Annotated in this window: 22 protein-coding genes and 1 tRNA gene; 9 read left to right on the plus strand and 14 right to left on the minus strand. The window is 60.7% G+C overall.

What is annotated here, in order from left to right:
- Positions 1-16 precede the first annotated feature (16 nt).
- Positions 17-1,234, minus strand: a complete 1,218-nt coding sequence (locus H1B37_RS12925) for a glycosyltransferase family 4 protein (RefSeq protein WP_182867130.1) — start codon at positions 1,232-1,234, stop codon at positions 17-19.
- Between the two features lie 350 nt (positions 1,235-1,584).
- Here H1B37_RS12925 and H1B37_RS12930 point away from each other — a divergent pair, with 350 nt between their 5' ends.
- On the plus strand, positions 1,585-2,544 hold the full coding sequence (locus H1B37_RS12930; protein ID WP_182867073.1) for a hypothetical protein: 960 nt from the start codon (positions 1,585-1,587) through the stop codon (positions 2,542-2,544).
- Here H1B37_RS12930 and H1B37_RS12935 read toward each other — a convergent pair.
- The 6 genes from H1B37_RS12935 to H1B37_RS12960 all read right to left on the minus strand — a co-directional run bounded on the left by H1B37_RS12935 (position 2,541) and on the right by H1B37_RS12960 (position 9,061).
- Positions 2,541-3,221: a PEP-CTERM sorting domain-containing protein gene (locus H1B37_RS12935; RefSeq protein ID WP_182867074.1), complete on the minus strand. Its 681-nt coding sequence runs from the start codon at positions 3,219-3,221 to the stop codon at positions 2,541-2,543. The two genes, H1B37_RS12930 and H1B37_RS12935, sit on opposite strands and share 4 nt — an antisense overlap.
- 93 nt (positions 3,222-3,314) lie before the next feature.
- A complete protein-coding gene (locus H1B37_RS12940) occupies positions 3,315-4,628 on the minus strand; it encodes a tetratricopeptide repeat protein (protein ID WP_182867075.1) in 1,314 nt (437 codons plus the stop codon).
- Positions 4,629-4,862: 234 nt separating this feature from the next.
- Positions 4,863-5,477 (minus strand): PEP-CTERM sorting domain-containing protein, encoded by a 615-nt coding sequence (locus tag H1B37_RS12945; RefSeq protein WP_182867076.1) that lies wholly within the window; start codon positions 5,475-5,477, stop codon positions 4,863-4,865.
- A 115-nt stretch (positions 5,478-5,592) separates the two neighbouring features.
- Positions 5,593-7,302: a hypothetical protein gene (locus tag H1B37_RS12950; RefSeq protein ID WP_182867077.1), complete on the minus strand. Its 1,710-nt coding sequence runs from the start codon at positions 7,300-7,302 to the stop codon at positions 5,593-5,595.
- Between the two features lie 150 nt (positions 7,303-7,452).
- Entirely contained in the window at positions 7,453-8,550 is a 1,098-nt protein-coding gene (locus tag H1B37_RS12955) for a DUF1559 domain-containing protein (protein WP_182867078.1), read from the minus strand.
- A gap of 58 nt (positions 8,551-8,608) precedes the next feature.
- Complete coding sequence (locus H1B37_RS12960; RefSeq protein WP_182867079.1) at positions 8,609-9,061, minus strand: hypothetical protein; 453 nt, start codon at positions 9,059-9,061, stop codon at positions 8,609-8,611.
- 448 nt (positions 9,062-9,509) lie between these two features.
- On the opposite strand from H1B37_RS12960, the gene H1B37_RS12965 reads away from it, so the two are divergent.
- Together H1B37_RS12965 and H1B37_RS12970 are read left to right on the plus strand one after the other, a co-directional pair.
- Positions 9,510-10,679, plus strand: coding sequence for a TIGR03364 family FAD-dependent oxidoreductase (locus H1B37_RS12965; RefSeq protein WP_353620831.1), 1,170 nt, complete (start codon positions 9,510-9,512; stop codon positions 10,677-10,679).
- Positions 10,672-11,349 (plus strand): phosphonatase-like hydrolase, encoded by a 678-nt coding sequence (locus tag H1B37_RS12970; RefSeq protein WP_182867080.1) that lies wholly within the window; start codon positions 10,672-10,674, stop codon positions 11,347-11,349. The genes H1B37_RS12965 and H1B37_RS12970 overlap by 8 nt, the downstream gene beginning before the upstream one ends.
- Positions 11,350-11,492: 143 nt before the next feature.
- Here H1B37_RS12970 and H1B37_RS12975 read toward each other — a convergent pair whose 3' ends face one another.
- Together H1B37_RS12975 and H1B37_RS12980 are read right to left on the minus strand one after the other, a co-directional pair.
- A complete protein-coding gene (locus tag H1B37_RS12975; RefSeq protein WP_182867081.1) occupies positions 11,493-13,640 on the minus strand; it encodes a hypothetical protein in 2,148 nt (715 codons plus the stop codon).
- A gap of 270 nt (positions 13,641-13,910) precedes the next feature.
- On the minus strand, positions 13,911-14,639 hold the full coding sequence (locus H1B37_RS12980; protein ID WP_286177700.1) for an apolipoprotein acyltransferase: 729 nt from the start codon (positions 14,637-14,639) through the stop codon (positions 13,911-13,913).
- A gap of 625 nt (positions 14,640-15,264) precedes the next feature.
- On the opposite strand from H1B37_RS12980, the gene rpsB reads away from it, so the two are divergent.
- The 4 genes from rpsB (at position 15,265) to frr (ending at position 18,585) form a co-directional block, all read left to right on the plus strand.
- Positions 15,265-16,044, plus strand: a complete 780-nt coding sequence (rpsB, locus tag H1B37_RS12985; RefSeq protein WP_286177712.1) for a 30S ribosomal protein S2 — start codon at positions 15,265-15,267, stop codon at positions 16,042-16,044.
- Between the two features lie 55 nt (positions 16,045-16,099).
- On the plus strand, positions 16,100-17,080 hold the full coding sequence (gene tsf, locus H1B37_RS12990) for a translation elongation factor Ts (RefSeq protein WP_182867083.1): 981 nt from the start codon (positions 16,100-16,102) through the stop codon (positions 17,078-17,080).
- A 120-nt stretch (positions 17,081-17,200) separates the two neighbouring features.
- Positions 17,201-17,947, plus strand: a complete 747-nt coding sequence (gene pyrH / locus H1B37_RS12995; protein ID WP_182867084.1) for a UMP kinase — start codon at positions 17,201-17,203, stop codon at positions 17,945-17,947.
- 77 nt (positions 17,948-18,024) lie between these two features.
- Positions 18,025-18,585: a ribosome recycling factor gene (gene frr / locus H1B37_RS13000; RefSeq protein WP_182867085.1), complete on the plus strand. Its 561-nt coding sequence runs from the start codon at positions 18,025-18,027 to the stop codon at positions 18,583-18,585.
- 290 nt (positions 18,586-18,875) lie between these two features.
- On the opposite strand, the gene H1B37_RS13005 is transcribed toward frr, so the two are convergent.
- On the minus strand, positions 18,876-19,922 hold the full coding sequence (locus tag H1B37_RS13005; RefSeq protein ID WP_182867086.1) for an AAA family ATPase: 1,047 nt from the start codon (positions 19,920-19,922) through the stop codon (positions 18,876-18,878).
- Positions 19,923-20,099: 177 nt separating this feature from the next.
- Between H1B37_RS13005 and H1B37_RS13010 the strand changes: the two genes are divergently transcribed.
- Positions 20,100-21,926 (plus strand): ATP-binding protein, encoded by a 1,827-nt coding sequence (locus H1B37_RS13010; RefSeq protein ID WP_182867087.1) that lies wholly within the window; start codon positions 20,100-20,102, stop codon positions 21,924-21,926.
- Positions 21,927-22,283: 357 nt separating this feature from the next.
- Here H1B37_RS13010 and arfB read toward each other — a convergent pair whose 3' ends face one another.
- From arfB to H1B37_RS13030, 4 genes are all read right to left on the minus strand, one after another.
- Positions 22,284-22,709, minus strand: coding sequence for an alternative ribosome rescue aminoacyl-tRNA hydrolase ArfB (arfB, locus tag H1B37_RS13015; protein ID WP_182867088.1), 426 nt, complete (start codon positions 22,707-22,709; stop codon positions 22,284-22,286).
- A gap of 256 nt (positions 22,710-22,965) precedes the next feature.
- Positions 22,966-23,038, minus strand: a tRNA-Glu gene (locus H1B37_RS13020).
- Between the two features lie 242 nt (positions 23,039-23,280).
- Positions 23,281-23,475: a carbon storage regulator CsrA gene (gene csrA / locus H1B37_RS13025; protein WP_095742250.1), complete on the minus strand. Its 195-nt coding sequence runs from the start codon at positions 23,473-23,475 to the stop codon at positions 23,281-23,283.
- 326 nt (positions 23,476-23,801) lie between these two features.
- Positions 23,802-25,283: an aldehyde dehydrogenase family protein gene (locus H1B37_RS13030; protein ID WP_182867089.1), complete on the minus strand. Its 1,482-nt coding sequence runs from the start codon at positions 25,281-25,283 to the stop codon at positions 23,802-23,804.
- A gap of 240 nt (positions 25,284-25,523) precedes the next feature.
- On the opposite strand from H1B37_RS13030, the gene H1B37_RS13035 reads away from it, so the two are divergent.
- Entirely contained in the window at positions 25,524-26,756 is a 1,233-nt protein-coding gene (locus tag H1B37_RS13035; protein ID WP_182867090.1) for a hypothetical protein, read from the plus strand.
- Positions 26,757-26,760 lie beyond the last annotated feature (4 nt).

Below are 26,760 nucleotides of genomic sequence, written 5' to 3' on the forward strand. Positions count from 1 at the left end.
CATCAGCGGCCGGCCGCTAGCGATGAGTGATTGAATTCAATCCGGCTCCGCACCCTGTGGCGCTGTCCCCAGTGGCGCTGTCTCCAGTGGCGCTGTCTCCAGTGGCGCTGGCCGCTAGAACATGCGAGCCCTGGGCACAGGCCCGGTCGTAAAGTGACGTGGCCAGGTTCTGGTACCCCGAAACCATCGACTGCAGCGATCCGGTTCGCAGCACCAAATCACGGCCCGCTTTCCCCAGTCGCCGTCGACCGGGTTGGTCATCGAGCAGCTTCCCGATTGCATCGGCCATCGCGTCGAGATCCTCCGATGCGAACAGGCGTCCGGTTTGATTTTCGATGACGGTTTCGCCGACCGATCCCACGTCGCTCGCCACCACGGGGACTTCACAGGCCAACGCTTCCAGAATCGAAACCGGTGATGCCTCGTTGAGCGAACAGAGTGTGAACAAGTCCAATGCCGAAAGCAGGCGCGGCGTGTCGTGACGCGTTCCCAGCAAGTGGATTCGATCGGCCACCTGCAACTCTTGGGCAAGGTCTTCAATGCCTGCTCGCTCGGGGCCATCACCGATGACCAACCAGTGTAAATCGGGATGACGCTCGCGCAGGCGTGCCGCGGCGCGGACCAACAAGCCGTGATTCTTTTCACTCCGCAGCGCCGCCACGATGCCGACCAGCGGTGCGGTCGGGGGCAGCTTCAATTCGGTTCGCACCTCGGCGCGGTTCGCTTGGTCGGGCCGAAATCGTTCACAGTCCACGCCGTTGCGGATCACATGGACTTTGGCTTCCGGAAAGCCTTCGAATCGATGCAGAAACTCACCGTGCGAGTCCGCCACCGCGATGAACGCGTCGGTCAGCGGCGTCAGCCTGCGGTTCAACCGGCCCACGCCGTCGGGCCACCCGGTACTGTGCAAGGCCGACGCGATCACCGGAACGCCCGCCAGAAACGCCGCCAATCGGCCCCAGAACATCTTGTCGCCCGCGCCAACGGTGACGACGACATCGGTTTGACGACGTCGCATCAGCCGGGCCAACCGGAACAGCACGCCGACGTCCCACTTGGACCGGATCAGATCGCTGTGCACGGGAAACTCGTCGGCGATCGCTTCCCCCAGCGGGCCGGGTTGCTTCAAACAGATCACCTCGGGGCGGACCACGGCCGGGTCCAACCGCCGCAACAGGTTGACCAACAGCGTTTCCGCACCGCCGACCGGCATGCTTGTGATCACGAACTGCATTCGCAGCGGGCCGATTTGTTGGCGTGGCGGTACGCGTCTCCACCAGCGACGAGGGATCATAGGAGGGGTCTTATGGAAAAGAATGGAGCAGAACCAGCTGTGCTTACCGCCGTGTTGGCCTCTGAATAGGCGAACACCGTTAAGGGTTTACCTTACGGTTGACGCGACCGCGGGCGATTCCGGGAGGTGTCCCGAGGCGGCTTTCCACGCCTACCGATTCGCGCGAACTTTAGCGGTTTTGCGGATTTCGAGCCGAAAAACCGGGTTTTCGCTTTGGTTGGACTTTCAGCAAAATTGGCGGTTTTGTTAAAGCCGTGGTGCATTTTCTTTTCCGCACAGGCTTTCCGATCATGCGACGAACCAATTCGAAACGTTTGGCCCCAGCCCCCACGACCGCTGTGACCGGTGTTCTGCTCTCCGCAGTGACATTGGCGTTCCTGGCCGGCTGCCGCAACACGAGTACACCGGTCTCGCCGCTGGGGGGCTCGTCGATGCTTTCGCCGCTCGCCCCGGTCCAAGGCACCGCGACGCTGTCCCCGATCCAACCGGCATCGGGCATCGGGACCTTTGGGGCCCCCACTCGAGTGCCCCCGCCACCGACCGGGTCCTATCGTTCACCGAACAACTATGGCGCCCCGTCGACCTACAGCGCTCCGACCGGCAACTATGCGCCACCGAGCAGCTTTCAGCAGCACAGCACGGCGCCTCCCTCGGGCGCCGCGCTTGGGTCCACCGGCATGACACGCGGACTGACGGATTTGAGCGCCCCCAGAACGTACACCGGTGGCAATGCGTACGACGGCGGTGTGCGTCAAGCCGGATGGGTGGGCGATGCGTCGCAGGGCACGTCGGGGTTTGCAAACGAAAACGACCCAAGACTTTCACCGACCAATCAGGGCTCGCCGACCACCGATCCCGCAGCCAGTCCCCGTGCGGGAGGCATGCAGGTGATCGATTTGACCCATGCCCCCTATCCCCCAGGCTATGTGCCGCCGCAGAATCGCCCGGGCGTTGGGACCTTCCCTTCGACCGCTCCCTATCCGCAAGCACCCAGTCAGCTGGCCCCCAATCAAGCTGTCCCTGGCAACCAGCTCCGCAACAGCCAGCCGGCGATGGGCCAGCCGACCAATTCGACCTTTGTGCGATCGGCGGGCGGTTTTGCCGACGCGTCCGGTTGGGGCGACGTTTCCAACGTGCAAACCGCCGGCCGGCCCGTGGACTCCCCGCTGCCGTCGACCGAACCGTTCGCCGAGGCGGAAAACAGCGGGGGGAACGCACTGCAGTGGCGACGCCCCTCGCCGCGTTTTTAGCGGCGTCTACGGATTGCGATCGCAGTACCGACCAGCATCAGCCATCCCGCCGAACTGGGTTCGGGGACCGCACTGACCAAATTGGCCGTCAGCGTGTAGCCGGTCAACGCGTCGGTTTGTTGAATGTAGATGGTGTAGTTGCCGCTGGGCAAAGGCGTTGTGAATCCGGCGCCCACGATATTGGCCGCACGCGGAAGCAGGTTTCTTCCTACGTCCGGGTTAGTCGGCCCGCCACCGCCGAAGACGGTTCCCCCGATAAACGCGTCCTCGGGAAAGGCCGGGTTGGCATTGTTGATCTCATCCAATTCGAAGCTGCCGTAAGGAAAGAAGTCCGAGTCATTGATCGCCAAGAAGGCGGCATTGTCTTGGTTAGGACTGCTGTCACGATAGTCATCCAGGATCAGCGCATCCCAGAACGCTCCCTCGGGAACGGAGAACGTAAAAACGTCCGTGTTGGCGGGGAATCCGCGGGCGTTGGTGACTTCGCCGATCACCGTATTCTCGCCCACGGTGAAGTTCAAAACGCTCGGTGAAAAATTGTCGTTGGAAAGTTCACCGTGGATCGCTTCGTTGTGAACGATTGCCGCATGGGCGCTTGGGGACCAGGCCACGATCAATCCGCACGACACGGCGACGGCAAGCATGGCGAGTGAAAGGTGACTCAAACGCAACATCATTTCGAAATCCGATATGAAACGGCCGGGAAAGACGCCTCAGGATACTTGTCGGAAAGACGCTGAGCCAGGATTAGAACCGCGAAAATTGCCAGATTACGGATTGTCGATGCACTCCCGCGCCCCGGTCACGATCAGCCCGTTGACGGCGCGACCACGCTCCATCCGCAGCGTGCCAGTTTCGATCCGGACCACAGACAACTCGGCCTGGTCGAGCGATTGTCGGACAAACGATTCGGCGTGACGATAGCGCCCGTTGGGTTGAAGCTCGTACGGTCGGTCTCCGTCCACTTCGTACTGTTCGACGGTAAAGATCACGTGCCCGTCGGGTTTGAGGCACGTGTGGAACCCCGACAAGACGTCGGCCAACTCTCCGAAATAGCACAGCGTGTCACCACAGATGATCAAGTCGAACGGGCCGGCGCCGGACATCAAGAACTGCGTCAACTCGCGCTCGTAAAGCTCATTGTAAACATCGCGTTTCTTGGCCTCTTGCAACATATCGTCCGACAGGTCGACGCCGACCAGATGTCCGGCGAGTGGTTTGAGTGCATCGGCGCACAACCCGGTTCCACACCCGGCGTCTAAGACGACCAAGTCATCACGATTGATCCCCAGCGACTTGATCGCTTGGGTGACGAGTTCCGGAACGCTGTAGCCGATTCGCTGCAGTTGATGCTCGTAGGATCTGGCAAAATTCTCGTCAAAGGTTTCGCGGACGTAATCGTCGTCACATCTCGTCGGTGCACCCTCGCCGGTGATCGAGGCGACCATGTGCCGGGCGACCGCGTTTTCGGGATCGTATTCCAGCCACGCCTTCCAAACCTCCAACGCCTCGTCATAGCGAGTCACATCGGATAGGGCACGACCGAGGTTCTCGCGTGCACTGGCAAAGTCCGGGTCCAACTCGATCGCCCTGCGAAACTCATCGATCGAATCGTTGTACTCACCGGCGTCCTGCAACACGTTGGCCAGGTTGTAGTGAACGATGCTCTCGTCGGGAAATCGTTTGCTCAGCTCTCGAAAGTGTTCGACCGCTTTGGTGGTTTCGTCCAGGTCGACCAGGCCGTTTCCCAAGTTGTTTTGGGCTTCCAAAAAGTCGGGCTGAATCGCCACCGCCGTGCGATAAGCTTTCACCGCCCCGTCTTTGTCCATCAAGTGTTGATAGGCCAAACCGAGGTTGTAGTGATAGATCGCCACATCGTCGCGAAGTGCAATCGCTTTTTCAAAGCGTTCGGCGGCCTCGGCCAACTCGTTCTGTTGGGCACAAACGATCCCCGAAAGATGCCAGGCCTTGGCGTTGCCCGGTTCGGCAGCCAGCACGTGGTTGCAGATACTCTCGGCCTCCGCCACATCACCACGCGCCAATGAATCAATAGCCGACGCCAGGGAGGGGACATATTCAGCCACGGCAACACTCACGTGACGGTGTGAACGACCAGTGTTTGACCGTCAGTGTAGCAAAACTGTACGCACTAGTGTCTCGCCTTCAGGCGATTTCCCTGTTGCTGCGAAGCAGCGAACGTGTGCGGCTAACGCCTGGACACCAACAGAGCCCGCCATCCCCGAACACCCCCCTGTCGTTCCCCATTGACCAACAGGAGGGCATTCAGGTGATTGGCGGCCGAGCCGATTCGCAACGAATCAGCGGCGGCGACGTCGGATCACAAAGCCCGCCGCGCCGATCGCGATCAGCGCGGCCGACGAGGGCTCGGGGACCGCGCTGATCACGTTCAGCGTGCGTCCGCCGACGGCGAATCCGCTGATCGCACCGGTTTGATCGTTCACGCCGTTGGAGCCGGCGCTAAAGTTGAGCAACGACGATCCGGCCGAGTCGGCCGAAACGTCGAGCGTCCCCAGGCGAATCGCCGGCTCGGTTGCGGTGAAGGTCACGCCGGTCCCGGCAAAATTGCCGAACGTGGCAATCTGGGCGTCATCGATCAACAGCCCGGAAGCGGATTGGCCGAGCAAGTCGAACGTGGTGTTGTTCAGCGGCCAGCGGCCACCCAAATCATCGAACGCGAGTGCGGTCGAGTTGACAACGCCGGGCGTTGCGGCCGTCAGGTTGAACGACAGGGCGCGGATGTTTTGATCCGTGGCGCCGATCGCCCAAATTTCCAATGTTTCGGCGGCACCCAGGTTCATGTTCAATGCGGCGCCGGACTGGGCGTCCGCCAGACTTCGGCCCAACACCAGTTCCGCACGGCTGACCACCGGCGTGATGGCTAACATCACCATCGTGAAGAAAATCTTTTTCATGTGATAAATTCCGGTTGAAGGAGAACGGTAGTGGACGACGCGAGGAGTCCTCGCAGTTGGTCATCCGAAACGACTCGTCGCTTCGTCCACTACCCGGGAAACAAGCGGCGGAAAACTAGTTGAAGAGTTCCGCTGCGAAGCCGTCGATGTCATCGAAGTTGATGACGCCGTCGGCCTTGAAATCGAAACGCGGGTCGTATCCGGCGGCGCCGAACAGGGCGTTGGAGAACCCGTCGATGTCGGCGAAGTCGACTTTTCCGTCGCCCGTCGAATCCCCCATCACATAGGCCTGGGTTTCCGCTTTGATGCGAACGTCGTCGACGGCGAACCACCAGTCGTTTCCGGTGTCGATGCATCCGAAGCGAAGCGTCAGCACGTTGCTTTTGGCCGCCGGCAAGCTGCTCGATGCGTCACCGAACAGGTATTGGTCCGGACCGGCGAAGGTGTTGACCACGTCTTCACCATCGCTGTCGACGTACCCGTTACTGTTGTTGTCGTTGAACAGATACGGAAACAAAGTGAATTCGTAGCTGGGATCTTCGGGGGCACCCTCATTCAGATCCAAGCGGTCAGAGTCGACATCCAGAATGGTCGTCCAGGTTTGTCCGTAGTCGAATGAAACCTGAGCCAACGCACGCTGCGATGCATACAACCGTGTTTCCCACATGAATTCGATTTGCAGCGTCGTGTTGTCAAAACCGCTCATGTCATAGGTTCGCTCGATGAACGAGTTGAACTGCGACTCGCCTTCCGGCGTCCCGGGTTCACCTTCCTCCAACGCAACCAAGTCGTCCTGGTGAGCGTCACCATCACACAGCAAGATCGTGTTGCGTGCGGGGAAGTTAAAGAAGCCGCGTTGTTGGTCTTCCTGTTGGTTGAACCAGGACAGCGAGTCGACAGCGTTCCAGCCTTGGAACGCACCTTCGTGGCTGGTGCGGTACATCTTCTTGGTCGGAAAGTCGGGCGTTCCGTCGTTGGAAACCGTCCAGTTGGGAATCTGATCGCTGTAGTCGGTTCCGTCGGACGGGTCGGACGGTTCGGTGGGACCGTCGTTGACTGCATCAAAGGGCAACATCGCCGCGGCGAGTGCGGGGTCTTCGAAGTCTTCGAAAACGATCACGCCGTCTTGGTCGGCGATGCCGATGTTGTCCACACAAAACCACCAGTCATTGCTGGCTCGGATACAACCGAATCGCAAGACGACTTCGGTCGCGGTCAGGTCGGCGGTGAAGTCGACGCCGGCGATGAAGGTTCCTTGGTTGCCCAATACGGTACTGAACGCGCCGCTATCGACCGTCGAGTCGATCGTCAACAAGTTCTGCCAGGTGCTGCCGCCGTCGAACGAGATATCGACCACACCGGTTTGAGTGTCTTCGCAAACGAAGTCATAGTCAAAGCTGACCATCAACGACGCCAAATGTTTTCCGCTGACGTCATAGGTCCGCGAGAGGTAGGAATTGTAAAGCGGGTTGTCGGGGCTTCCCAAGTCGGTATTGCCGCCGTCGTCCGCTTCATCGGGGTCGGCCACCAGGGCGACGTTGCGACCGGTGTTTCCAAAAAAGCAACGGTCCCGCCCGGCTTGTTCGCCTGCGTGGCCGATCCAAGAACCGACATCCATCAGCGACCAGCCGTCAAACTCGCCCGGCATCGTCGAGTTGTCATATCCGTTGCCCGAATTATCCAAGACCCAACCGGCGGGAAAGTCCTTGGTCCAGTCGGTGCCATCAAGAAAGTAGGGCGAACTGTAGTCCAGGGTGAACGGAACCATGTTCAAGCCTTCGAAATCATCGAAAGCGACTTCCACGACCTGGCCGTTGGCAGGCACGTGTAGCCCACACGCACACAAGAGCGCGAGCAAGCCTGAGAGAATGCTTCGCCTCGGGAGGAAGCTTTTCATCAGTTGAAACTCCAAAGTAAGTAAAACGGAAAACCTTCGAGACAATCGAATGGGTGAAACAAATCAACGGCAGAGAAACTATTCGGGCATCGGGGCATCGTTCTCGGCCCCATTGCGTGTCCCCAAAGCGCTGAACAGCTTTGCGTCGATGCTGTCAGAGATCAGGCGGACCGATCCGTCGCCGGCACAGAACTGTGCACCGCCGGGGTGATTGCTGCCGAAGCTCACTTCGTACGCGCCCCATTCGGGCGACGCGTCGCTGAATCGGACATCGTCGGGACGCTTGTAATTGATCGCGACGGCGGTCGAACCGCCTTGCTCGGACCAGTCGGTGCCTTCCCAGTTGTCGAAATCATCGCCGCCGATGGCCCAGTGGTCCTTGCGGCCGGTGTTCTGGTTTTCCTGGCGTGACGATTCGATGCTGTGGACAAAGTCCGGCTCGACTTCGCCGAACATCAGCGTGTTGGCCAACCCGTCGGTCACGTCGCGAAACTTGGCACCGTCCATGCCGCCTTGGCTGATCCGCGCCTTTTCCGGCGGCCGCGTGATGATCATGCCGTCCAGTTCGCTGTGATGCTTCGTCGGCGTTCGGTCCGGTCCCCAGGTCGCTCGATTGGGACGTCCCCAGCCGAACGCAGGCTTCCAGTCATTGGGCTGAATGCCGGTGACAACGCCCAGGTAATTGGCCGGCTCTCGCTGCGAAACGAACCACGGCGGCGAGTAGCAGGAAGCGTCAAAGACCGGGCCATTCATCACCGACGAAGGACACTTGTAGGCGTCGACGGTGATTTGACAGGCGGCGATCTGGCGCAGTTCGGGGCTGGATGAATCCAACGTCGCGTCTTCCCGCGCGACCGATGCGGCCCAGTTGACCGAACCGAACGACAGACGCTCGAACGTCGCGGACTGTTCCAGGTACGGCAGGATGAACGCACTCCAATGGCCGCCCTCCTGGGCCTCGCCCAACATCGGCAGCCCCTTGTGAACCAGCTCGAAGTTGTGTGTCGCCAAACCGATCTGTTTCAGCTTGTTGGAACAGGTCATGCGGCGACTGGCTTCGCGAGCGGCTTGGACCGCCGGGAGCAACAGACCGACCAACACGCCGATGATCGCGATCACGACAAGCAGTTCAACTAGCGTGAACGCGGACCTGACTTGCGTTCGATGGGTATTCATGATTCTTGGGGTCAAGATGACAATAAAATGGTTGAAAACTCAGGGTTCCGGCGGGGGCTCACTTGGCCGGAATGTCGAAGACAAATTCATTCGCGTCGCCGTCGCCGACCGCAAATTCGACCGGGCTTTCCGAGTCGCTGGAGTAGGGTTCGGGCACGATCTCTTCGGTGATCAGTTTGGGGTTGTCGTCATGCTTTTCGTTCGGATCGAGCGTCTCATGGCTGCCGACGCCCTTCTGAACCATGCAGGAAAACGAGACGCGATAATTGCCGGCGGCCAGTCCGTCGCCCGCGCTGCTGCGCAAGGTCAACACGCCGTCGGCATCGGTCTCACCGACCCCCATGCGGAACTTGTCGACGGGTTCATCAAGCGGACGCATGTAGACGAGAAGCCTGTCGTGCGACTCACCTCCCAGCGTCACCTTCCCGGTCACCTGGTGCAGTTCGGGGTCGCCACATCCGATCGAGCAAAGAACTGTCAGCGAAGCGAATAGAAAGAGGAACTTGTTCATGTCGGTGGGTGGAACTTCGATCCGGTCGTGGTGCGGTCCTGGCGTCACAATCGACGCGGTTTGGAATCATTTGCTTCCGCGACGCCGTAGGGCATCTGTTGCCGGGCGGTGCGGCAGGAAGTAAAGCGACCCGCGGCCGCGAAAAAAAGCGGATTGCGCACTCGGTTTGCGGGATTGCGCAATTGGTTAAGAGACTTCTCGCAACGCACACAGTCGCGTTTGCGTTGCTTGGTTTTTTGATGAGCGTTGCGTGAAGCGAACCACCTATCGTGCGGAGTGACAGGCCGGAAGGTGTTCGCGAGGGTTGGTGCGTCAAGGATTTGCCGAAGAGGAAACACCCCCATTGACCGCGCGACGCGTTCTGTACAATCCGCGATCGAGTCGTGATGATGTCGGCGGGTCGCGGTGATCCGAGATTGAACGGGACAAACTCTGACTGAGTGTTGGTGTGGACAGCGATAACAAGTACGACCTGATGGTGGTCGGCGCAGGTGTTTTAGGTACCTTCCACGCCTATGAAGCGCTGCGGCGTGGAAAACGCGTGCTGTTGGTCGACAAAAACTCACAGCCGGTTGGAGCGACGGTCCGCAACTTTGGACAGGTCGTCCCCTCCGGCATGGACACGGCTTGGCAACGCTTGGGACGCGACAGCTTGGATATCTACAAATCGATCCAAGCAGAATTCGATCTCTCCGTTCGACACGAAGGCAGCATCTATTTGGCGTCGGACGCGGAGGAAGTCGCGCTGATCGAGGAACTGCATGCGATCAACCGCCGTGACGGCTATCAATCGCAATTGTGGACCCGCCAGCAATGCCAATCACGTTACCCGCTGCTGGCCGACGCATATTGCCGGGCCGGGTTGTTCTTTCCCGATGAAGTTTCCGTCGATCCGCGCAAGATGGTGCTTCGATTGCACGACTACCTGCGCGAACAATTCGGACTGACGCTCGCGATGTCGACCTGCGTCCGGCGTCTTGATCGATCGTCGTCAGACAGGGTGACGGCTCACTGCACCGACGGACGGACCTTTCAATGCGAAAAAGCGATCGTCTGTTCGGGCGTCGAGTTCGGATTGCTGTTCCCCGAGCTGTTTCAAAGCGATGAAATCGAAACGGTCAAATTGCAAATGGTCATGCTGGCCGCCCAGTCACCGGGGGCACTGCCGGGCAACGTCCTGACCGGACAATCGATTCGCCGCTATGAAAGCTTTGCCGCATGCCCTTCGTATCGCGGCATCAAAGAACGCGAAGACCCGGATAGCTTGTGGAGAAAGTGGGGTGTTCATATCTTGTTCAAACAAGAAGTGGACGGGCACATCATCCTGGGCGATTCACACGAGTACGCCCCGGCATCACGGGCCGACGAGTTGAGTTTTGACTTGCAGATGCCGATCAACCGGTTCTTTGTTTCACAAGCACAACAGATCATGGGCTTGGCCAACTGGACCATCGAGCGGGCCTGGGCCGGCATGTATTGTCAATCCAAACATCCCTCGGGAATCTTCCAGCGCACATTGGACGATGACATTCACGTTGCGACCGCGATCGGTGGCAAGGGGATGACCGGCAGCGCGGGATTCGCCAAACAACATTTAAAGGAAATCTACGGTGATTGAATTGGTCGTCTTTGACATGGCAGGCACGACGGTCGACGAAGACAACGTCGTCTACAAAACCGTCCGCGCCGCCATCAACGCCGCAGGCTACGAGTTCACGCAAGATCAAGTCCAAGCGGCAGGTGCCGGCAAAGAGAAGTCGCAAGCGATTCGCGACGTGCTGGCATTGGACGGCCAAACGCACGACGAAGAGGAAGTCGCGACGATCTTTGCCGACTTTAAGTCGCGTCTGAAAACCGCGTACGAAGAACTGGATGTCAAAGAGCAACCGGGGGCGAGCGAATTGTTCCGGGCATTGCGAAAACGCGGGATCCGCGTGGTGCTGAACACCGGATACGACCGCGACACCGCGCTAAAATTGATCGACAAAATCGGCTGGAACGTCGGCACGGATGTCGATGCCTTGGTCACCGCGTCGGACGTCGACCGCGGACGCCCGCACGGCGACATGATCATCAAAGCGATGCGGGACCTGGGCATCGGATCAGCCCGGAACGTCGTGAAGGTCGGCGATTCACAGATCGACATCCACGAAGGCCAAGACGCCGGTTGCGCCTTGTGCATCGGCATCACCACCGGAGCCCAAACCCGCGAGCAACTCGCCCAGGCCGATCCGGCCGACATCATCGACCGCTTGATGGATCTGTTGCCGCTGGTCGAGCGTCCCTGAGCGATCGGCCCCGTTCCCGCGACCAAGCGAGCCCACGATCGATAGGACCAATAGGACAGCGAGGCCCCATACGTCGGAGATGTCCCATTGGTCCTATTTCACGGTCGCTATCGCGGGCGAAGCCCATTGCCCCTTGCCGCCCGTTAGCGGCGGATAGCCCGGTCGACCAGGATGTGCGGCGTGCTCATGCCTTCGAGTAGCTTTTCGTTGCCGCTGACTGCGACGCGGCTGTTCAGGTGGGTGCGAAGGTTGACGCCCGGATAGGGCGTGACGTAGGCGATCGTCAGCCCCGCATCATCGGTGAGCGCATACGGCGGGCTGTTGGCACGCGACGAATAGACCTGGACCAGATAACCGGTCGCGGTACCGACGGCCGGATCCGCCGGGGCCGATGGCAATGCCGATTGCGGTGCGGCGGCCCAGGGCTGGAGAGAGTCGGTGGCGGTTTGCGAGCCGGCTTGTTGAACCGTGGTTGCGTTCGGATCGGCGCCGGCAAGCGGCTGGGGACTCACCAGTGGTTGCGTGTTGACCGCCAGCGAAGCGGATTGGATCGTTGTCACGCCGTCGCGGCGGGCGGCGACATTGCGATAGCGCTGTGCCAACGCCAGCAACTCACGGGTACGTGAGGCTTGGTTGACATCGCCAGAGCGCAACAGCGATTCGGTTCGTCGGATCAGGGGATCGAGTTCGTCGGCCGAGGCGGCTTCGGCCATCAGCTTGGAAAGGATTTGGCCGATCGCATCGGCGTCCGCACCGGCGACCGCGTCTTCGACCCGCGCGATCTGTTGGACGGTCACGATTCGTGACGGGGCCGTCGGCTTGGGCGGAATTGCCCCCAGCGTGGTGGCCTGCAGTCCGCCAGTTTGCATCACGCCGGATGACGGCGACGCCAGGGACTGCACCTGGGGCGACGGGGGTTCGGGGTATTGGGCCTGGGGCAGATTGGCAAAGCTTCCCGGCTGGGGCGTGGCCAGTGAGGCCGGCGGGGCGAGCGATCCGGCGGCCGCGACGCCGTCGGAGGTGCGTCCCGAACCGACGGTCCAGCGGCGATCAGCGCTCGACGTGGTGCGGAACACGCCTGCGCCGGAGGGATCGATTTCGACCAGTCGCGGCGGGCTGATGAAATTGGCGACGACGTCGGTCATGCGTTTCAGCGGGGCGGCGATCGCCGAAGCGGCCGCGGCGGCGCCGTTGGTTGGCACGTCGGCTAATCGGTCGGCGCTCAAGATGGAATTGGATTCGGCTTCGGGCAACAGCCCCGCCGCGTCGGGTTCGGCGGCGGCGTTGTCTTTCCATTCGGCTTTCAACCCGCTGCCGATCACGGCGCCACGGTCCTCAAAATCCTCGGCCTCGGCTCCCCGATGAAACTGGATCGCGCGATCGGCGAGCTTTTTGGATTCACCCCGCTTGTCGGCGACGTCGGTGCGTTCCGGGGCCGGCCGCAATTCGGGAATCACATCGGTTTCACGCAACGAATCGGTGGCGGCACCGCGACGGCTGGAGCGTGGTGCGGGTGCTTGCGATGCGTCGGCCGGATTCAGCCGGGCAAGCTTGGGAGCCGATCGAGCTTGCCGGTCGGCCTGTCCGTCGGCCTGTCCGCCAGAGTTTTCTTGGGTCGCTTCGGTCAAGGCGACGGGGGCCACGTCGCCGCGCGGTTGCAGGTCCCCTTCGCTGCTGGCCACACGGGCGGCCAACTGCTCGGCGCTTTCGACGACCTCGTCGCGGTGGATCCAACGAAACTCTCCCGACGGAGGAACGATCCGGAGCCAGGTTTTAGTCCCGCCGGATCCTTCGCGTTTGTTTTCTCCCAAGACCGAAACGACTTCCCCGGCATCCAATTGGACCTGCCAGCGGTAGCGACGCGCCTTTCCCAAACGGGTTCCGATCCATGCGACGGTTTTGTCTTCGCGAATGGTGGCGATTTGCTGGTCAGCGGACAACTCGACCGCATCGGCCGGCATCCAACAAAAGCTGCCCTCCGGCGGACGCACGCCCAGCCAGCCGTCACTGGTTTCGACATAAACTTCGAGCTCTTGGCCACGGCGAAGCGGCTCGGTGCGGTAGTTGTCGGTGCCGGGACCGCATCGGGTGAACGCCGACGGCTCGGCGACAAAGACGACATACGGCGCAAGGTCGTCCTCGGCTGCCGCCGGAATGTCGGGCTGTTGCGCCCGCGACACCGGGGACAGAGCTGCTTGGGCGACCAGACAAACCGCCAGAGCATGCAACACGGACGACGCGGCAAACGTACGGTGGGCGCAGAATCGTTTCGAGAATGACAAGACATCCATGTCGTTGTTCCGTCGCAAATGATGGGGTTCCAGGCGACCCGGCGGCCGGCAAAGCTTTGATGTAAGCCTGGGACATAGCCAACTTCCGACGTTGGAATCAAGACAGAACTGTTCAGCGGTCGCGAGGCGTCGCTTCCAGCTGAACAAAGCCTCCGCGACGTAGCTACGCTCGCCAGAGCGTGGAACACGGTAGGGAACCACCTTCTGGCGAAGGTAGCTACGTATTTTCGGTCAAACACGACGCATGCCCCCACTCCGGCTCAACCGGCCTCAGGCCGGGTGGCGTGGCAGGTAGAGGTCGACTTGGTCTTCCTGGAAAACCCGAAACTTGACCCCGTGCGTCCAGAGCGTGAAATAGCTGCCAAACGGATCGGCCAGCCCCGTCGGCTCGGCATAGAACGGCCACATCAGGTAATCGCGGAGCATGGCGTCACAGGCCATGAAGTAGTACGCCGGGCGCAGCAATTCGGCGTGCGGATCAACGCCGGCGGCTTTTTCGGTCAGCGCCGGGGCGTGATCCAAGAAGACGTTCAGCAGCTCACTTCGCTCGTGCGGTTGTTTGGGGTGTTTCGGCGGGATGCCTTCCAGGACTCGGATTTTGGGGGGCGAGGCGAGTTTTTCGGCGACGCGATCGTCACCGACCGCTTCGGCGAGCTGCCGCAGGCCGTCGATCCAGGTCGCACCGTGATGCTCGGCGGATTCGGGCGGCAACGGGCTCGGCGAGCGAACGATAAAGAACGCGTCCCGGCCACCTTGGGGGCGTCGGTCGTCACCGGCGGCGGCGTAGACGCGTTGCAGCCGGTCGGACAGCTGGTCGCCTTGGGGAAAGGGATCAAAAAGGCCGGAGAGGTCACTGCCGTCGGGCCGAAACAGCTGGAAGAATCCGATCAGCGACTCTGATTCGGTCAACTCCGGCCCCGGACCGCTCTCGGGCGCCTCGCCACCCCCGGCCTGGGAGGCGAGTTCACGGCAACGCTCGATAAAGGGGGCAGTCGTCATGATGCAGTCAACGTTGGCGGGATGAAACTCAAGAACCGGCCCAAAGGCCGCTCAACAAGCGGATGACACGTCATGAAGTTGTAGTCAACCGTCCAGCAACAACGAGCCCCCAGCCTGGGCTGGCGAAAATCAATGGAACTTGGAACATTGGGTAGGATCGGGGACGTTCAACGATTCTGCTGGACCCCTCAATTGCAAATTGCAAACTGTTCATTGCAAAATTCAAATTTGCCGGGAATTGTCGCTCAAATCATTTCGCAATTTGCATTGTTCATTTTGCAATTTTCAATCGCTGCCGGTTCACCAGTTTTCGACGCCACGTACTTTTCATCAGGCCACCCCCAGCCTCACCAAGGACCCAGATCACCCCGACACTCTTGCCGCGGGGCTAGCGTTCCGCTACCCTCTCCGCCCCGGCAGGAAACACGTCGTTTTTCTGCTCCGTCTACCTTTTTGTCTGCGTGAATGGGATGAAGGGCCCCGCTTGTCGGGGGTGTGCACGAAGATCGCGTTGGTCTTTTTCGGCACATCAGTCCCTGGGAACGGCATTTGACCGTTTCGCGATGCCCCCGCTGACGCTCCACCTGGAGAAACTGTCTCGATGTCTAATCCGATCGTACAAGAGATGATTGAAGCCGGTGTCCACTTTGGTCACCGCACGAGTCTGTGGAACCCGAAGATGAAGCCATACATCTTCGGCAGCAAGAACCAGATTCACATTCTGGACATTCGCGAAACCCTTCGCGGCATGCTCCGCGCCAAGAAATACCTGGGCCAAGTCGCCTCGGGCGGGTCGCTGATCTTGTTCGTCGGGACCAAGCGTCAAGCCGGCGAAGCAATCGAGGAACAGGCCAGCCGCTGTGGCATGCCGTTCGTCAGCGAGCGATGGCTGGGAGGCACGCTGACCAATTTCCGCACCATTCGCAGCCGACTGGGCCGATTGGAAGAACTGGAAACGATTCGCGGCAGCGACGCGATCAACGGTTACAGCAAAAAGATGCAATCGGCGCTCAATCGCGAGCACCGCAAGATGTACCGCAACTTGAACGGGTTGCGGACGATGAACCGATTGCCGGAGTGCTTGTTTATCGTCGACCCGGGCAAGGAGCGCAATGCGGTTCGCGAAGCGAAACGGTTGGGCATCACCACGGTGGGGCTGATCGATACCGACAGCGACCCGTCTCTGATCGACCTTCCGATCCCCGGCAACGACGACGGGATCCGAAGCATCGAATTGATCTTGAAACAACTGGCCGACGCGGTGAACGCCGGCAAGGGGCAAACCGACGTCGGCGCCCCGGCTGCACCGGTCGCCCCGGCGGCCGAAGCTGCTGCACCGGCAGAGCAAGCGGCCGAAGCGGCTGCGGCCGAACCCCAGGCGGCCGAAGCGAGTCCGGAAGCCTAAGCACACGTCAATACAAAAACACTTAGTCGAAAAACGACTTTTCTGGAGGATACAAATGGCGATTTCAGCCAAAGATGTAAGCGAGCTGCGCAAGTCCACCGGCGCCGGCATGATGGACTGCAAGAAGGCGTTGATGGAATCCGGCGGCGACATCGACGGCGCCTTGGATTACCTGCGCAAGAAAGGCCAAAAGGTCGCCGCCAAGCGTGCCGATCGTGAAGCCAACGAAGGCGTCGTGGTCTCGGTCACCGATGGCGGCAAAGGCGTTCTGCTGGCGCTCAGCTGCGAAACCGATTTCGTGGCCAAGAACGAGGAGTTCATCGCGTTTGCCGAAAAGCTGGCCAAGCTGGCTTTGGACAGCGGTGTCGCAACCAAGGACGAAGTCACCAAGCTGGAATTGGACGGCGAAACGGTCGCGGAGAAACTGATCGAGCGAACCGGAACCATCGGCGAAAAGATCGAAATCGCGGATTTCCAAACGATCCAAGGCGACAACCTGGCGTCCTACATCCACGCCGGCAGCAAGATCGGCGTGCTGTTGTCCTACAAGGACGGCGGCAAGGACGACGCCGGGGAGTTCTTCCGCAAAGTGGCGATGCACGTGGCCGCCATGAAGCCGTCGATCCTGACCCCCGATGAGTTCGACGCCGAACTGGTCGCCAAGGAAACCGAAGCGTTGCAGGGACAGATCAAGGTCGAAAACGAAGACCGCGAACGATTGGGCAAAACGCTCAAGACCGTGCCCCAGTACGCCAGCCGCTCGCAACTGACACCGGAGGTCATGCAAAAGGTCGAAGACGACATCAAAGCGGAACTGAAGGCCGAAGGCAAACCGGAGAAGATCTGGGACAAGATCATTCCCGGCAAACTGGATCGGTTCATCGCCGACAACACCCTGTTGGACCAAGAACGTTGCTTGCTCAGCCAGTTCTACGCCCTGGATGACACCAAGACCGTCGAGGCGGCGGTGAAGGAATTCAGCCCTGAAGCCGAAGTCGTCGCGTTCAAACGCGTTGCCGTCGGCTCGGCGTCCTGATTCGATCCCCATCGAAAACGACATTTGCGGAAACCTCGTCGTGTCCCCTCGGGAACGGCGAGGTTTTTTCGTATCATCTGGCGACCCGAGTGAGATCTCATACGCCAGGAAGGACCGAACATGTCTGACGCCTCTGCCACACCCCAGCTTCGTTACCAGCGTGTCGTCCTTAAGTTGAGCGGTGAGAGCCTGGCCGATTCCGGGGGCCGCGGCATCAGCAGCCAAGAGATGTCCGACATCGCCGAACAGATCCGCCAGGCGCACCGCAACGGTTGCCAAATCGCGATCGTGATCGGCGGCGGAAACATCTTGCGTGGGGCCCAGTTCTCCGGCAGTAACGCGCTCGTCCAAGAAGCCACGGCGCACTACATGGGGATGCTGGCCACGGTGATCAACTCGCTTGCCATGCAAGACGCCTTGGAAACACTGGGGCTGTCGACGCGGGTGATGTCCGCCGTGCCGATGGACAAGATCGCCGAAACCTTCATCCGCCGGCGTGCGATCCGACATCTAACCAAAGGCCGGGTGATCATCCTGGCCGCCGGGATCGGCAACCCGTTCGTGACGACCGACACCGCCGCGGCCCAGCGGGCGCTGGAGATCGACGCCGATGTGGTCCTTAAAGCGACCCGTGTCGATGGCGTTTATAGCGATGATCCCGAAAAGAACCCCCACGCGGTGCTGTACGACCGGCTGACCTACCAACAGGTCAACGAAAAGCAACTTCGCGTCATGGATGCCACTGCGATCGCACTGTGCCAGGAACACGCCAAACCGATCCTGGTGTTCAACTTTAAAAAATCGGGAAGCATTATCCGGGCGATCAACGGCGAAACCGTCGGTACCTGGATCGGATCGGAGAAGTAACTCCCATCCACACACTGAACGAGAAAAAAGCTAGACTCTAAACCTACCGACCACACTCTAACCCAAGGATGCTCAACATGTCCGCCGAAGAAACCTTGATGGACGCCGAAGAACGTATGGAAAAGGCGATCAGCGTACTGGGTACACAGCTTTCCGGGATCCGCACCGGCCGCGCCACCCCCGGTCTGGTCGATTCGCTTAAGGTTGAAGCCTACGGGTCGACCTCGCCGCTGAAGCAACTCGCCTCGATCGGGACACCCGAGCCGCAGCAAATCTTGATCCGCCCCTACGACGCCGGCACCATCAAAGACATCGAAAAGGCGATCGTGGGCAGCGACCTGGGGCTGAACCCGCAAAACGACGGACGCGTGATTCGATTGAACATCCCCGCCCTTTCGACCGACGTGCGAAAGAAAATGGTTTCGCGGATCAAAGAGTTGGCCGAAGACGCCAAAATCTCGATCCGCAATATCCGCCGCGATGCCAACAAGACCGCCGATCAGCTGGAAAAGGACAAGGAACTGACCGAAGACGATCGCGACAAGCTCAAGAGCGATGTCCAAGACATGCTCAAAAAGTTTGAAGACCAAATCAACGAGATGGCCAAGGCCCGCGAAGCCGAAGTGCTGGAAGCGTAACCGCGGATCGACCTACTGAGGTCCTGCGGCTTTAGGACTTCACCCTCCCTGGAAGGGAGGGTCGAGCGCAGCGAGGGGAGGGTCGATTGGTGGTGCTTGAGCGGATCCGAGCCACAGCAAACCCTCCCCGCTCCGAGCGCTCACTCCTCCGCGACCCTCCCAGAGGGAGGGGTTAACCAGCTTAGCGATGAATCGCTCGCTCAACTCGATGCAGATGGGGCAAACGCAACGAGGGGAAAGTGGCGGCAAGCAACTCATCGAGCAAGTCCCCCGCACTCTCTTCCCACCGTTTACAGCGCCGCGGATTTCTTCGGCGCCAAATCTTTCACCAGCCGACGAATCAGATCGTCGACAGTGATCCCGTCGGCTTCGGCGGTGAATGTCGGCACGATGCGGTGCCGCAACACCGGGAAAGCCAGTTTCTGAACGTCGTCGATCGTGACGTGCGGCCGGCCGTGCATCAACGCGCGGGCCTTGGATGCCAACACCAATTGCTGGCTCGCCCGCGGCCCGGGCCCCCATTCGATCAGCTCCTTGGCCCATGAGGCACAGTTCGGGTCGCTCGGCCGCACCGCGCGGACGGCGTCGAGCACCCATTCCTTGACATGCGGCGGCAGCGGGACGCGGCGGACCGTCTTCTGGAACGCAATGATCTGCTCTCCCGTGACCACGGCCTGGACCGTCGTGTCGAACGTCGATGTCGTCCGATCGACGATCTCGGATTCCTCTTCGCGACTGGGGTAGTCGACGACCACGTGGAATAGGAACCGGTCGCGTTGGGCTTCGGGCAACGGATACGTCCCCTCCTGCTCGATCGGGTTCTGAGTCGCCAGGACAAAGAACGGTTCGTCCAATTTGTAGGTTTTCCCGCCGGCGGTGACTTCGTGTTCCTGCATCGCCTCCAGCAGTGCCGCTTGGGTTTTCGGCGGCGTCCGGTTGATCTCGTCGGCCAGCAGCATTTGCGTGAAAACGGGGCCGCGCTCGAACAACAACTCACGCCGGCCGGTTTCGGGGTCTTCTTGAATGATGTCCGTTCCGGTGATGTCGCCGGGCATCAGGTCGGGCGTGAACTGGATGCGGTGAAATTTCAGGTGCATCGATTCGGCGAGCGTGCGAATCATCAGGGTTTTTGCCAGCCCCGGCACGCCTTCGAGCAGGCAATGACCGCGTGAAAGGATCGCGATCAGCAACTGTTCGATCACGTCCTCCTGGCCGACGACGACGCGGGCGACCTGCTGCCGAACGGCCTGGCAGGCTTTGACTAATTCGGCGGCTTTGGCAGCGTCATTCTCTCCGTCGGATGCGACGCCGGATTCGATCGGTGGCGGTTGAACCATAAATCTCACTTTTTGCGAACAGGATAATCGCCCAGTAGGACGACATTATCTTAACCACTCGGTCGATCGTGTGGATCGATGGCGACCATCTCTAGCTGGATCGGCGACCGCGAAATGGCGACCGCGAAATGGCGGCCGCGGGGTTATACCGGCACCTGAACACGTTATCTTTGGAATATGGCATCGCTCTACGTTGTTCGCGGACGGGATCAGGGAAAGCACTTCGTGCTCGACGGGGACGTCGTGCGCATCGGACGTGACACGCAAAACGACGTCCAGCTGCTCGACAGCGAAGCGTCCCGCAATCACGCCGAAATCCGAATCGATGCATCCAGCGACTGCCACCTGGTGGACCTGAACAGCAGCAACGGGACGCAGATCAACGGCAAACGAATCAGCCACCAAAAGCTGCTCAGCGGGGATCGGATCGAGATCGGCGGCACGCTGTTGATCTTTACCGGAACCGGACAGCCGACGGCGATCGAAGCCGCCCACGGCGTCGATATCGTGCGGCAAAGCAGCGGTGCCGATGCCAGCCGAATCATCTCGTCGCTGGTCCGCCCGACCTCGCGGACCGGCGGCATTCGCCGCGATCCGGTTCGATTGCCCGACCAGGTCGCCGAGGCGGTGGCGCCGTTCGAGACCGAATTGTCCAAGTCCTCCGATTCATCCTCGCCATCCTCCTCGGTCGACTCCGTCGATCCGGTGATGAACACGATCACCGATAGCGACCGCTCGCTGGAAGTGATGTACCTGACGGCCTTGGCGGTGGGGCGGACCGATGACCTGGACGAATTGCTGGACCGGATCTTGCGACTGGTCTTCGATTGGGTCGATGCCGATCGCGGCTGCATCATGCTGCGCGACAACGAAACGAACCAATTGCGTCCGGCCGCGCGATGCGACCGCCAGTCGACCGACGGCCAGTCACGTGTTGAGGCGCCGATCAGCATCAGTAGCACGATCCTGGATTACGTCCTGGACCGCGCCGAAGGAGTTCGGACCAGCGATGCCACCGACGACGCACGCTTCGATGCCGCCGCATCGATCGTCCAGGGCGGCGTCCGCGAGGCGCTGTGCGTGCCGCTGCAAGGACGCTATGACATCGTCGGCGCACTCTACATCGACACCTACACCTCGCCCGGTCAAATCGTCCGACGTGGAAAAACGCATCGATTTACCGACGAACACTTACGGCTGATCACCGCGATCGGGCACCAAGCGGCACTGGCGATCGAGGACACGTTCTATTACTCGGCGCTGCTGCAAAGCGAACGCCTGGCCGCAATGGGGCAAACCATCGCGACGCTTTCGCACCACGTCAAAAACATTCTGCAGGGCATCCGCGGCGGCAGCTACCTGATCGAAGCCGGACTGAAACGCGATGACACCGATGCCGTGCGGCGCGGCTGGGGAATGGTCGACCGAAACCAAGAACGGATCTCCAATCTGGTGATGGACATGCTGACGTTCTCCAAGGAACGCCAGCCGCAGAAAGTCGACGCGGACTTGAACGAGACGACCGCCGACGTGGTGGAACTGATGACCTCACGCGCCGATGAAGCCGGTGTTGAACTGTCGCTCCAAACCGACGACGCCCTGCCCCAGGCGTGGTTCGATCCCGACGCCATGCATCAAGCCATTTTGAATTTGGTCACCAACGCGATCGATGCCGTCAAAGGCGAACATGCCGATGGCGCGCACGAGGATCCCGAGGCGGCGGAGGAACTGGCCAAGGGGATCGTCAAAGTCGAAACCGGATTTGACCCCGCGCAAGGATGGTTCGTCGATGTGATTGACAACGGCCCCGGCGTCTCCGCCGAAGACCGCCAGAAGATCTTCTCACTGTTCGAATCGAAAAAGGGTGCCCGCGGCACCGGGCTCGGGCTGCCCGTCAGCGCGAAAATTTTGAAGGAGCACGGCGGGTCGATCGAAATCCTCGACCCTCCCAGCGGCACGGGGTGTTGCTTCCGATTGCTACTGCCCGCAGGCGCTGAGCCCTAGACGATCCAGAGGACGTCAATTGCATTCCTGGTGAATTCAGTTGCTTTTGTTGCGTGTGTCATCAAAGACCACTCCGCTCGGTTCGCCAACGGCGATGGACATCTTAGCCTGGGGGGAGACCGGATGAGCCCCAGCGAATCCGGGCGTAACCCCAGGTCCACGCACACCAAGAAACCTCTCCCCCTTTCGGTCGGCCGGCGGCTTTGCCGCCGGCCGACCGAAAGGGGGAGAAGAGAAGGGGAGAAGGCTTTCTTTCCTGGGGTTGCGGTCACTCCGCTGCGCTCGTTCCCTGACCCCAGGCTATGGATGTGCATGCCCTTTGGGCGAGCGTTGCGGAATCGATGCAGCGTCCACCCGCTAATGGTCGAATCGTTGACGGCGGCTCTGTTTCTTTTGGCTCAGCTGGGTCTTGGCTTCTTTGCGCCGCCGTTTGCTGCCCAGGGTCGGGCGGGTCTTCTTTCGCTTCTTGGCCGGCTCTCGGCACTCCAGCAACATTTCCACCAGGCGGAATCGCGCGTCGGCCAGGTTGCGCGGCTGATCGCGGTAGCGCTCGCTGTGCAGCACCAGTTCGCCGTCTTTGGTGATGCGGTTGGCATACCGCGCAATGAATCGGCTGCGCCAGCCCGGATCGATCGCGGTGCATTTGCCGGGCGACCAGCGGAGCGTGATCTTGGAATTGACCTTGTTGACGTTCTGACCACCCGGCCCGCTGCTGCGCGTCGCGGTGACCTCGATTTCCGAGGCCGGAATCGTCAGTCGTGCGTTGACATACAGATCGCTCATCGAGCACTCACATTCCTGGGCGGTGGGAGACTAAGCCGGTGGAACCGACGGGGACAGACCCCTGGGGACACGGACAGGCCCCTGGGGACACGGCAACGTTCAACAAGGATCGCGGACATCCCCGACCGTGTCAAAACAAAGCAGCCCGTCGAATCATCAACGGCCGAATGATCAATGGACCTGTGGGCGGGCACAAAAAAACCCGCAAGTCACGAAGACTTGCGGGTTTTGGTCGGTTGCCGAGCAATCGGCAAGGTGACCCCTACGGGACTCGAACCCGTGTCGCCGCCGTGAAAGGGCGGTGTCCTAGACCGCTAGACGAAGGGGCCATGGCGATTGATCAGCGGGGTGATCAATCACTGGTCGGAGTTTTAGCGAAGACCCCAAGGAACCGTCAAGGGTTCGTGGTGCTCACCGCGAAAAACGGCGCATTTTTTGCTTCAGCGGGGAAGCAACCTGCATTGAGCACACCGTAACGGGGATGGGGGGAGGGCCAAACCAGAGCTTTGGTTCGTATCGGCCCAAGATTTTGGCCGGAAAAGTTCTCCGGCCTCGCTCTCCGTGCTAGACACTATGCATCGACGGCCGCGTCACCCGACTCCAGGCTTTTTTGGATTGCCTCGTAGACTTCGCGGCGGTGCACCGGAACTTCGCGCGGAGCCTCCACGCCGAGTCGAACCTTGTCGCCACGGATCTCGACAACAACGATCTTGATGTCGTTGTTGATGACAATACTCTCGTTCTTTTTTCTTGATAAAACCAACATTGTTTCAGTCCTTTCGTTGACCGGCCTGATGAATCGGGTTGATGCCTACGGGGCGAACCAGCGTCCGACGGGAGGTCATTCGGCAAGATCGCTGTAGGCCGGTTCAATGCGGCGTCACTATTGGGAGGTAGGGACGGCCACTCCTGACAGTCAACTCTAGAACAAAATAAGTCACGGTCAAGGAATTCTGGCTTGACAAACCCTGATTTCTGACCTTTCAACCCCGGCCGCGACTCACCTAACCGTCAAACTCCGCCGCCGAGGGGGTGTTTCACGCCCCGAAACCTGTCACTGATGACAGGTGTAAACGCCTGTCCCCCTGAAACCTACAACTTCACTGTCACCGTCTTGGACTCGGTGTACGGTTTCAACCCCTCCTCTCCCAACTCGCGGCCGTAACCGCTCATCTTGAATCCACCGAAGGGGGCTGCGGCATCGAACACGTCATAGCAGTTGACCCAAATCGTTCCGGCGCGCACCCGGGCGGCGAAGTCGTGGGCGTTTGCGATGTCGCGGGTCCAGACGGCGGCGGCCAGGCCATAGAAGGTGTTGTTGGCCCGGCGGATCATGTCGTCTTTGTCCTCGAATGTTAACACGCTCATCACCGGCCCGAAGATCTCGTCGGTGGCGATCGACATCTGATCCTCGACCTTGTCAAAGATCGTCGGCTGGATGAAGTAACCGGTGTCGCCGACCCGCTCGCCGCCGGCGACGCACTGGGCGCCTTCGCGTTTGCCTTTGTCGATGTACGACATGATCTTGTCGAACTGAGCCTTGTCGACCTGCGGCCCTTGCTGGGTGTCCTCGGCGAAGGGGTCGCCGACCTTGCGTTTCATCGTCAGCGCCGTCAATTTTTCGACGAACTCGTCGTGACACGACTGCTCGACAAACACGCGACTGCCCGCACAACAACACTGGCCCTGATTGAGGAACAGTCCGATGTAGGCGCCTTCGACGGCGGCGTCCATGTCGGCATCGGCAAAGACCACGTTGGGGCTTTTGCCGCCCAGTTCAAACGTCAACCGTTTCAACGTGTCGGCCGAATCGCGGGTGATGATCTGTGCGGTGCGGTGTTCACCGGTGAACGCAATCTTGTCGATCAACGGGTGCTTCACACAAGCCGCTCCGGCGGTCGGACCGAAACCCGGGACGATGTTGATCACGCCATCGGGAAAGCCCACTTCTTTGGCCAACTGGGCCATCCGCAAACAGGTCAGCGGCGTCTGTTCGGCCGGCTTCATCACCACCGTGCATCCGGCGGCCAGCGCGGGTCCCCATTTCCAGGCCAGCATCAACAGCGGAAAATTCCACGGGATGATTTGACCGGCCACGCCGATCGGTTCGCGCCGTGTGTAACACAGATAGTTGCCGCGAATCGGGATCGTGCTGCCGTGCAGTTTGTCGGCATAGCCGGCGTAGTAGCGGATCGCATCGATGGCCAGCGGCAAGTCGGCAGCCAGACTGTCGCCCAACGGTTTGCCGTTGTCGAGTGTTTCCAGCGCCGCCAATGAATGAATCTCTTGCTCCATCCGGTCGGCCAGCTTGTACAACAACCGGCCTCGGTCACGGGCATCCATCTTGGGCCAATCGCCTGACTCGAACGCCCGTCGCGCGGCCTTGGCTGCGGCGTCGACATCGGCCGCGTCACCCTCGGCGACTTGGGCGATTTCCTGTTCGGTCGCGGGGTTTAGCGTGGCGAAGGTTTTTCCACTGACCGCGGGAACCCATTTGCCATCAATAAAGCACTCGGTGTGTTTCACGTCGACTTCGGCAGCCGATTTCGGTGCGGGAGAAAGGGTGGTGCTCATGCTGACCTCGTGCGGAGAAGGGGGAATCGCGCGGACGCGTGAATCGCTGGGAAGGAAGAAAATCGGTAACAGGACGAGCAGCGTGTTTTACCGGATCGGAACTGGTCGATGGGGCGGGAACTGCTCTTGACCTCGTTTCTCCACCCATTTTAGGGTGTTGATTGCGAGAGGGAAAACCGATTGTCGATGAAGGAATGTCGACATGCGCTAACCAACACGCCCGAGAGTAAGGCTGCAAGGATGCAGAAACGAACCGAATTAAAACGACAGTTGTTGATCGCCGGTTGCGCCGGGGTGATGATCACGTTCACGGGCTGCCGCAGCGCGATGCCCAAGTGGAACATGTTCAGTTGGCGCAGCGCCCCATCGGCCGAAACCCTCGCCGGCAACGGCCCCACGATCACTTACCCCGCCCCTCCCGGTGAATCGGCCACACCCGAGGCGATCGCATCGGCAGCGGCCGGAACCAGCGGATCGTCAACGCCGGATGCCATCGTCGCGGCGCGGCAATCGCCCAACGCACCGGTGACCGGGTTCGATGCAACCGTCGCCGCGGCCAATCGATCCACCCCGTCGACCAATCTCGCTGCCGCCCAAGCCAACGGGTTCAACGTCGCGGCGAATTCATCGCCCACGGGACTCGCCGCCGGCAAGCTGCCGGGTTACTCCGGACCGGCCGGTGCGACCGCGAACTCAACCACTCCGGGCAAAACTGTTGCCGCCAACAACACTTCCGTGCCCTCCATCCCGGCCGGCTACCAGTTCGGCATCAACAAGCCGTCCGGGCAAACGTCTGCTGCGTCGTCGCAAAACAATCTCGCCAGCCGCTATGCGATGCCGTCGTCCTACCCGTCCCCCGGAGCGACCACCAGTATGCCGACCAGTGCAGCGACCGCCGCCGGATCATCGACACCGAGCACGGCGACCGCGGGACTCGGATCATCCTCCGGCTACACCCTGCCGTCCGGCGCAGCCCCGACCGGAACCCAGACAGCCGTCGCCACCGCCACCGGCGGTTTTGGCCTGCCGTCGACCGGGGCTCCCGAGTCAACGCCGACTGCAGGCGGGAATGCAACGAGTGGATTTGCGTTGCCCGATTCGATGTTGAAGACGGCCCGAACGGCAGCCGGCAACAACTCGACCAGCTCTGCACCGACCAGCTCCCAGCCCTTCACGCCCAAGACGGCGCCGGCCACCAGCCCGGCCGCCTCGTCGATCGCCGGCCCCGCCGCATCGCCCGGGTTCAAACTGCCCGGCGACACCCCGGCAGCGACCTCTGCGGCGACCGTTTCCACGGGCGGTTCGACACCTTCTTTCTCCACCGCCAGCGCGTCGTTGACGCCGCGCTCCGGTGAGACACCCACGACGAACTCGAGCAGCGGATACTCTCCCGGCAGCACCGCCGGATCCGGCTCTTACCCGACGACCAGCGGCTATCCCAGCACGGGAACCGAGGGCAGCTTTTACCGGTAGAACA

The organism is Stieleria mannarensis, from assembly GCF_014154935.1.
GTDB lineage: Bacteria > Planctomycetota > Planctomycetia > Pirellulales > Pirellulaceae > Stieleria > Stieleria mannarensis.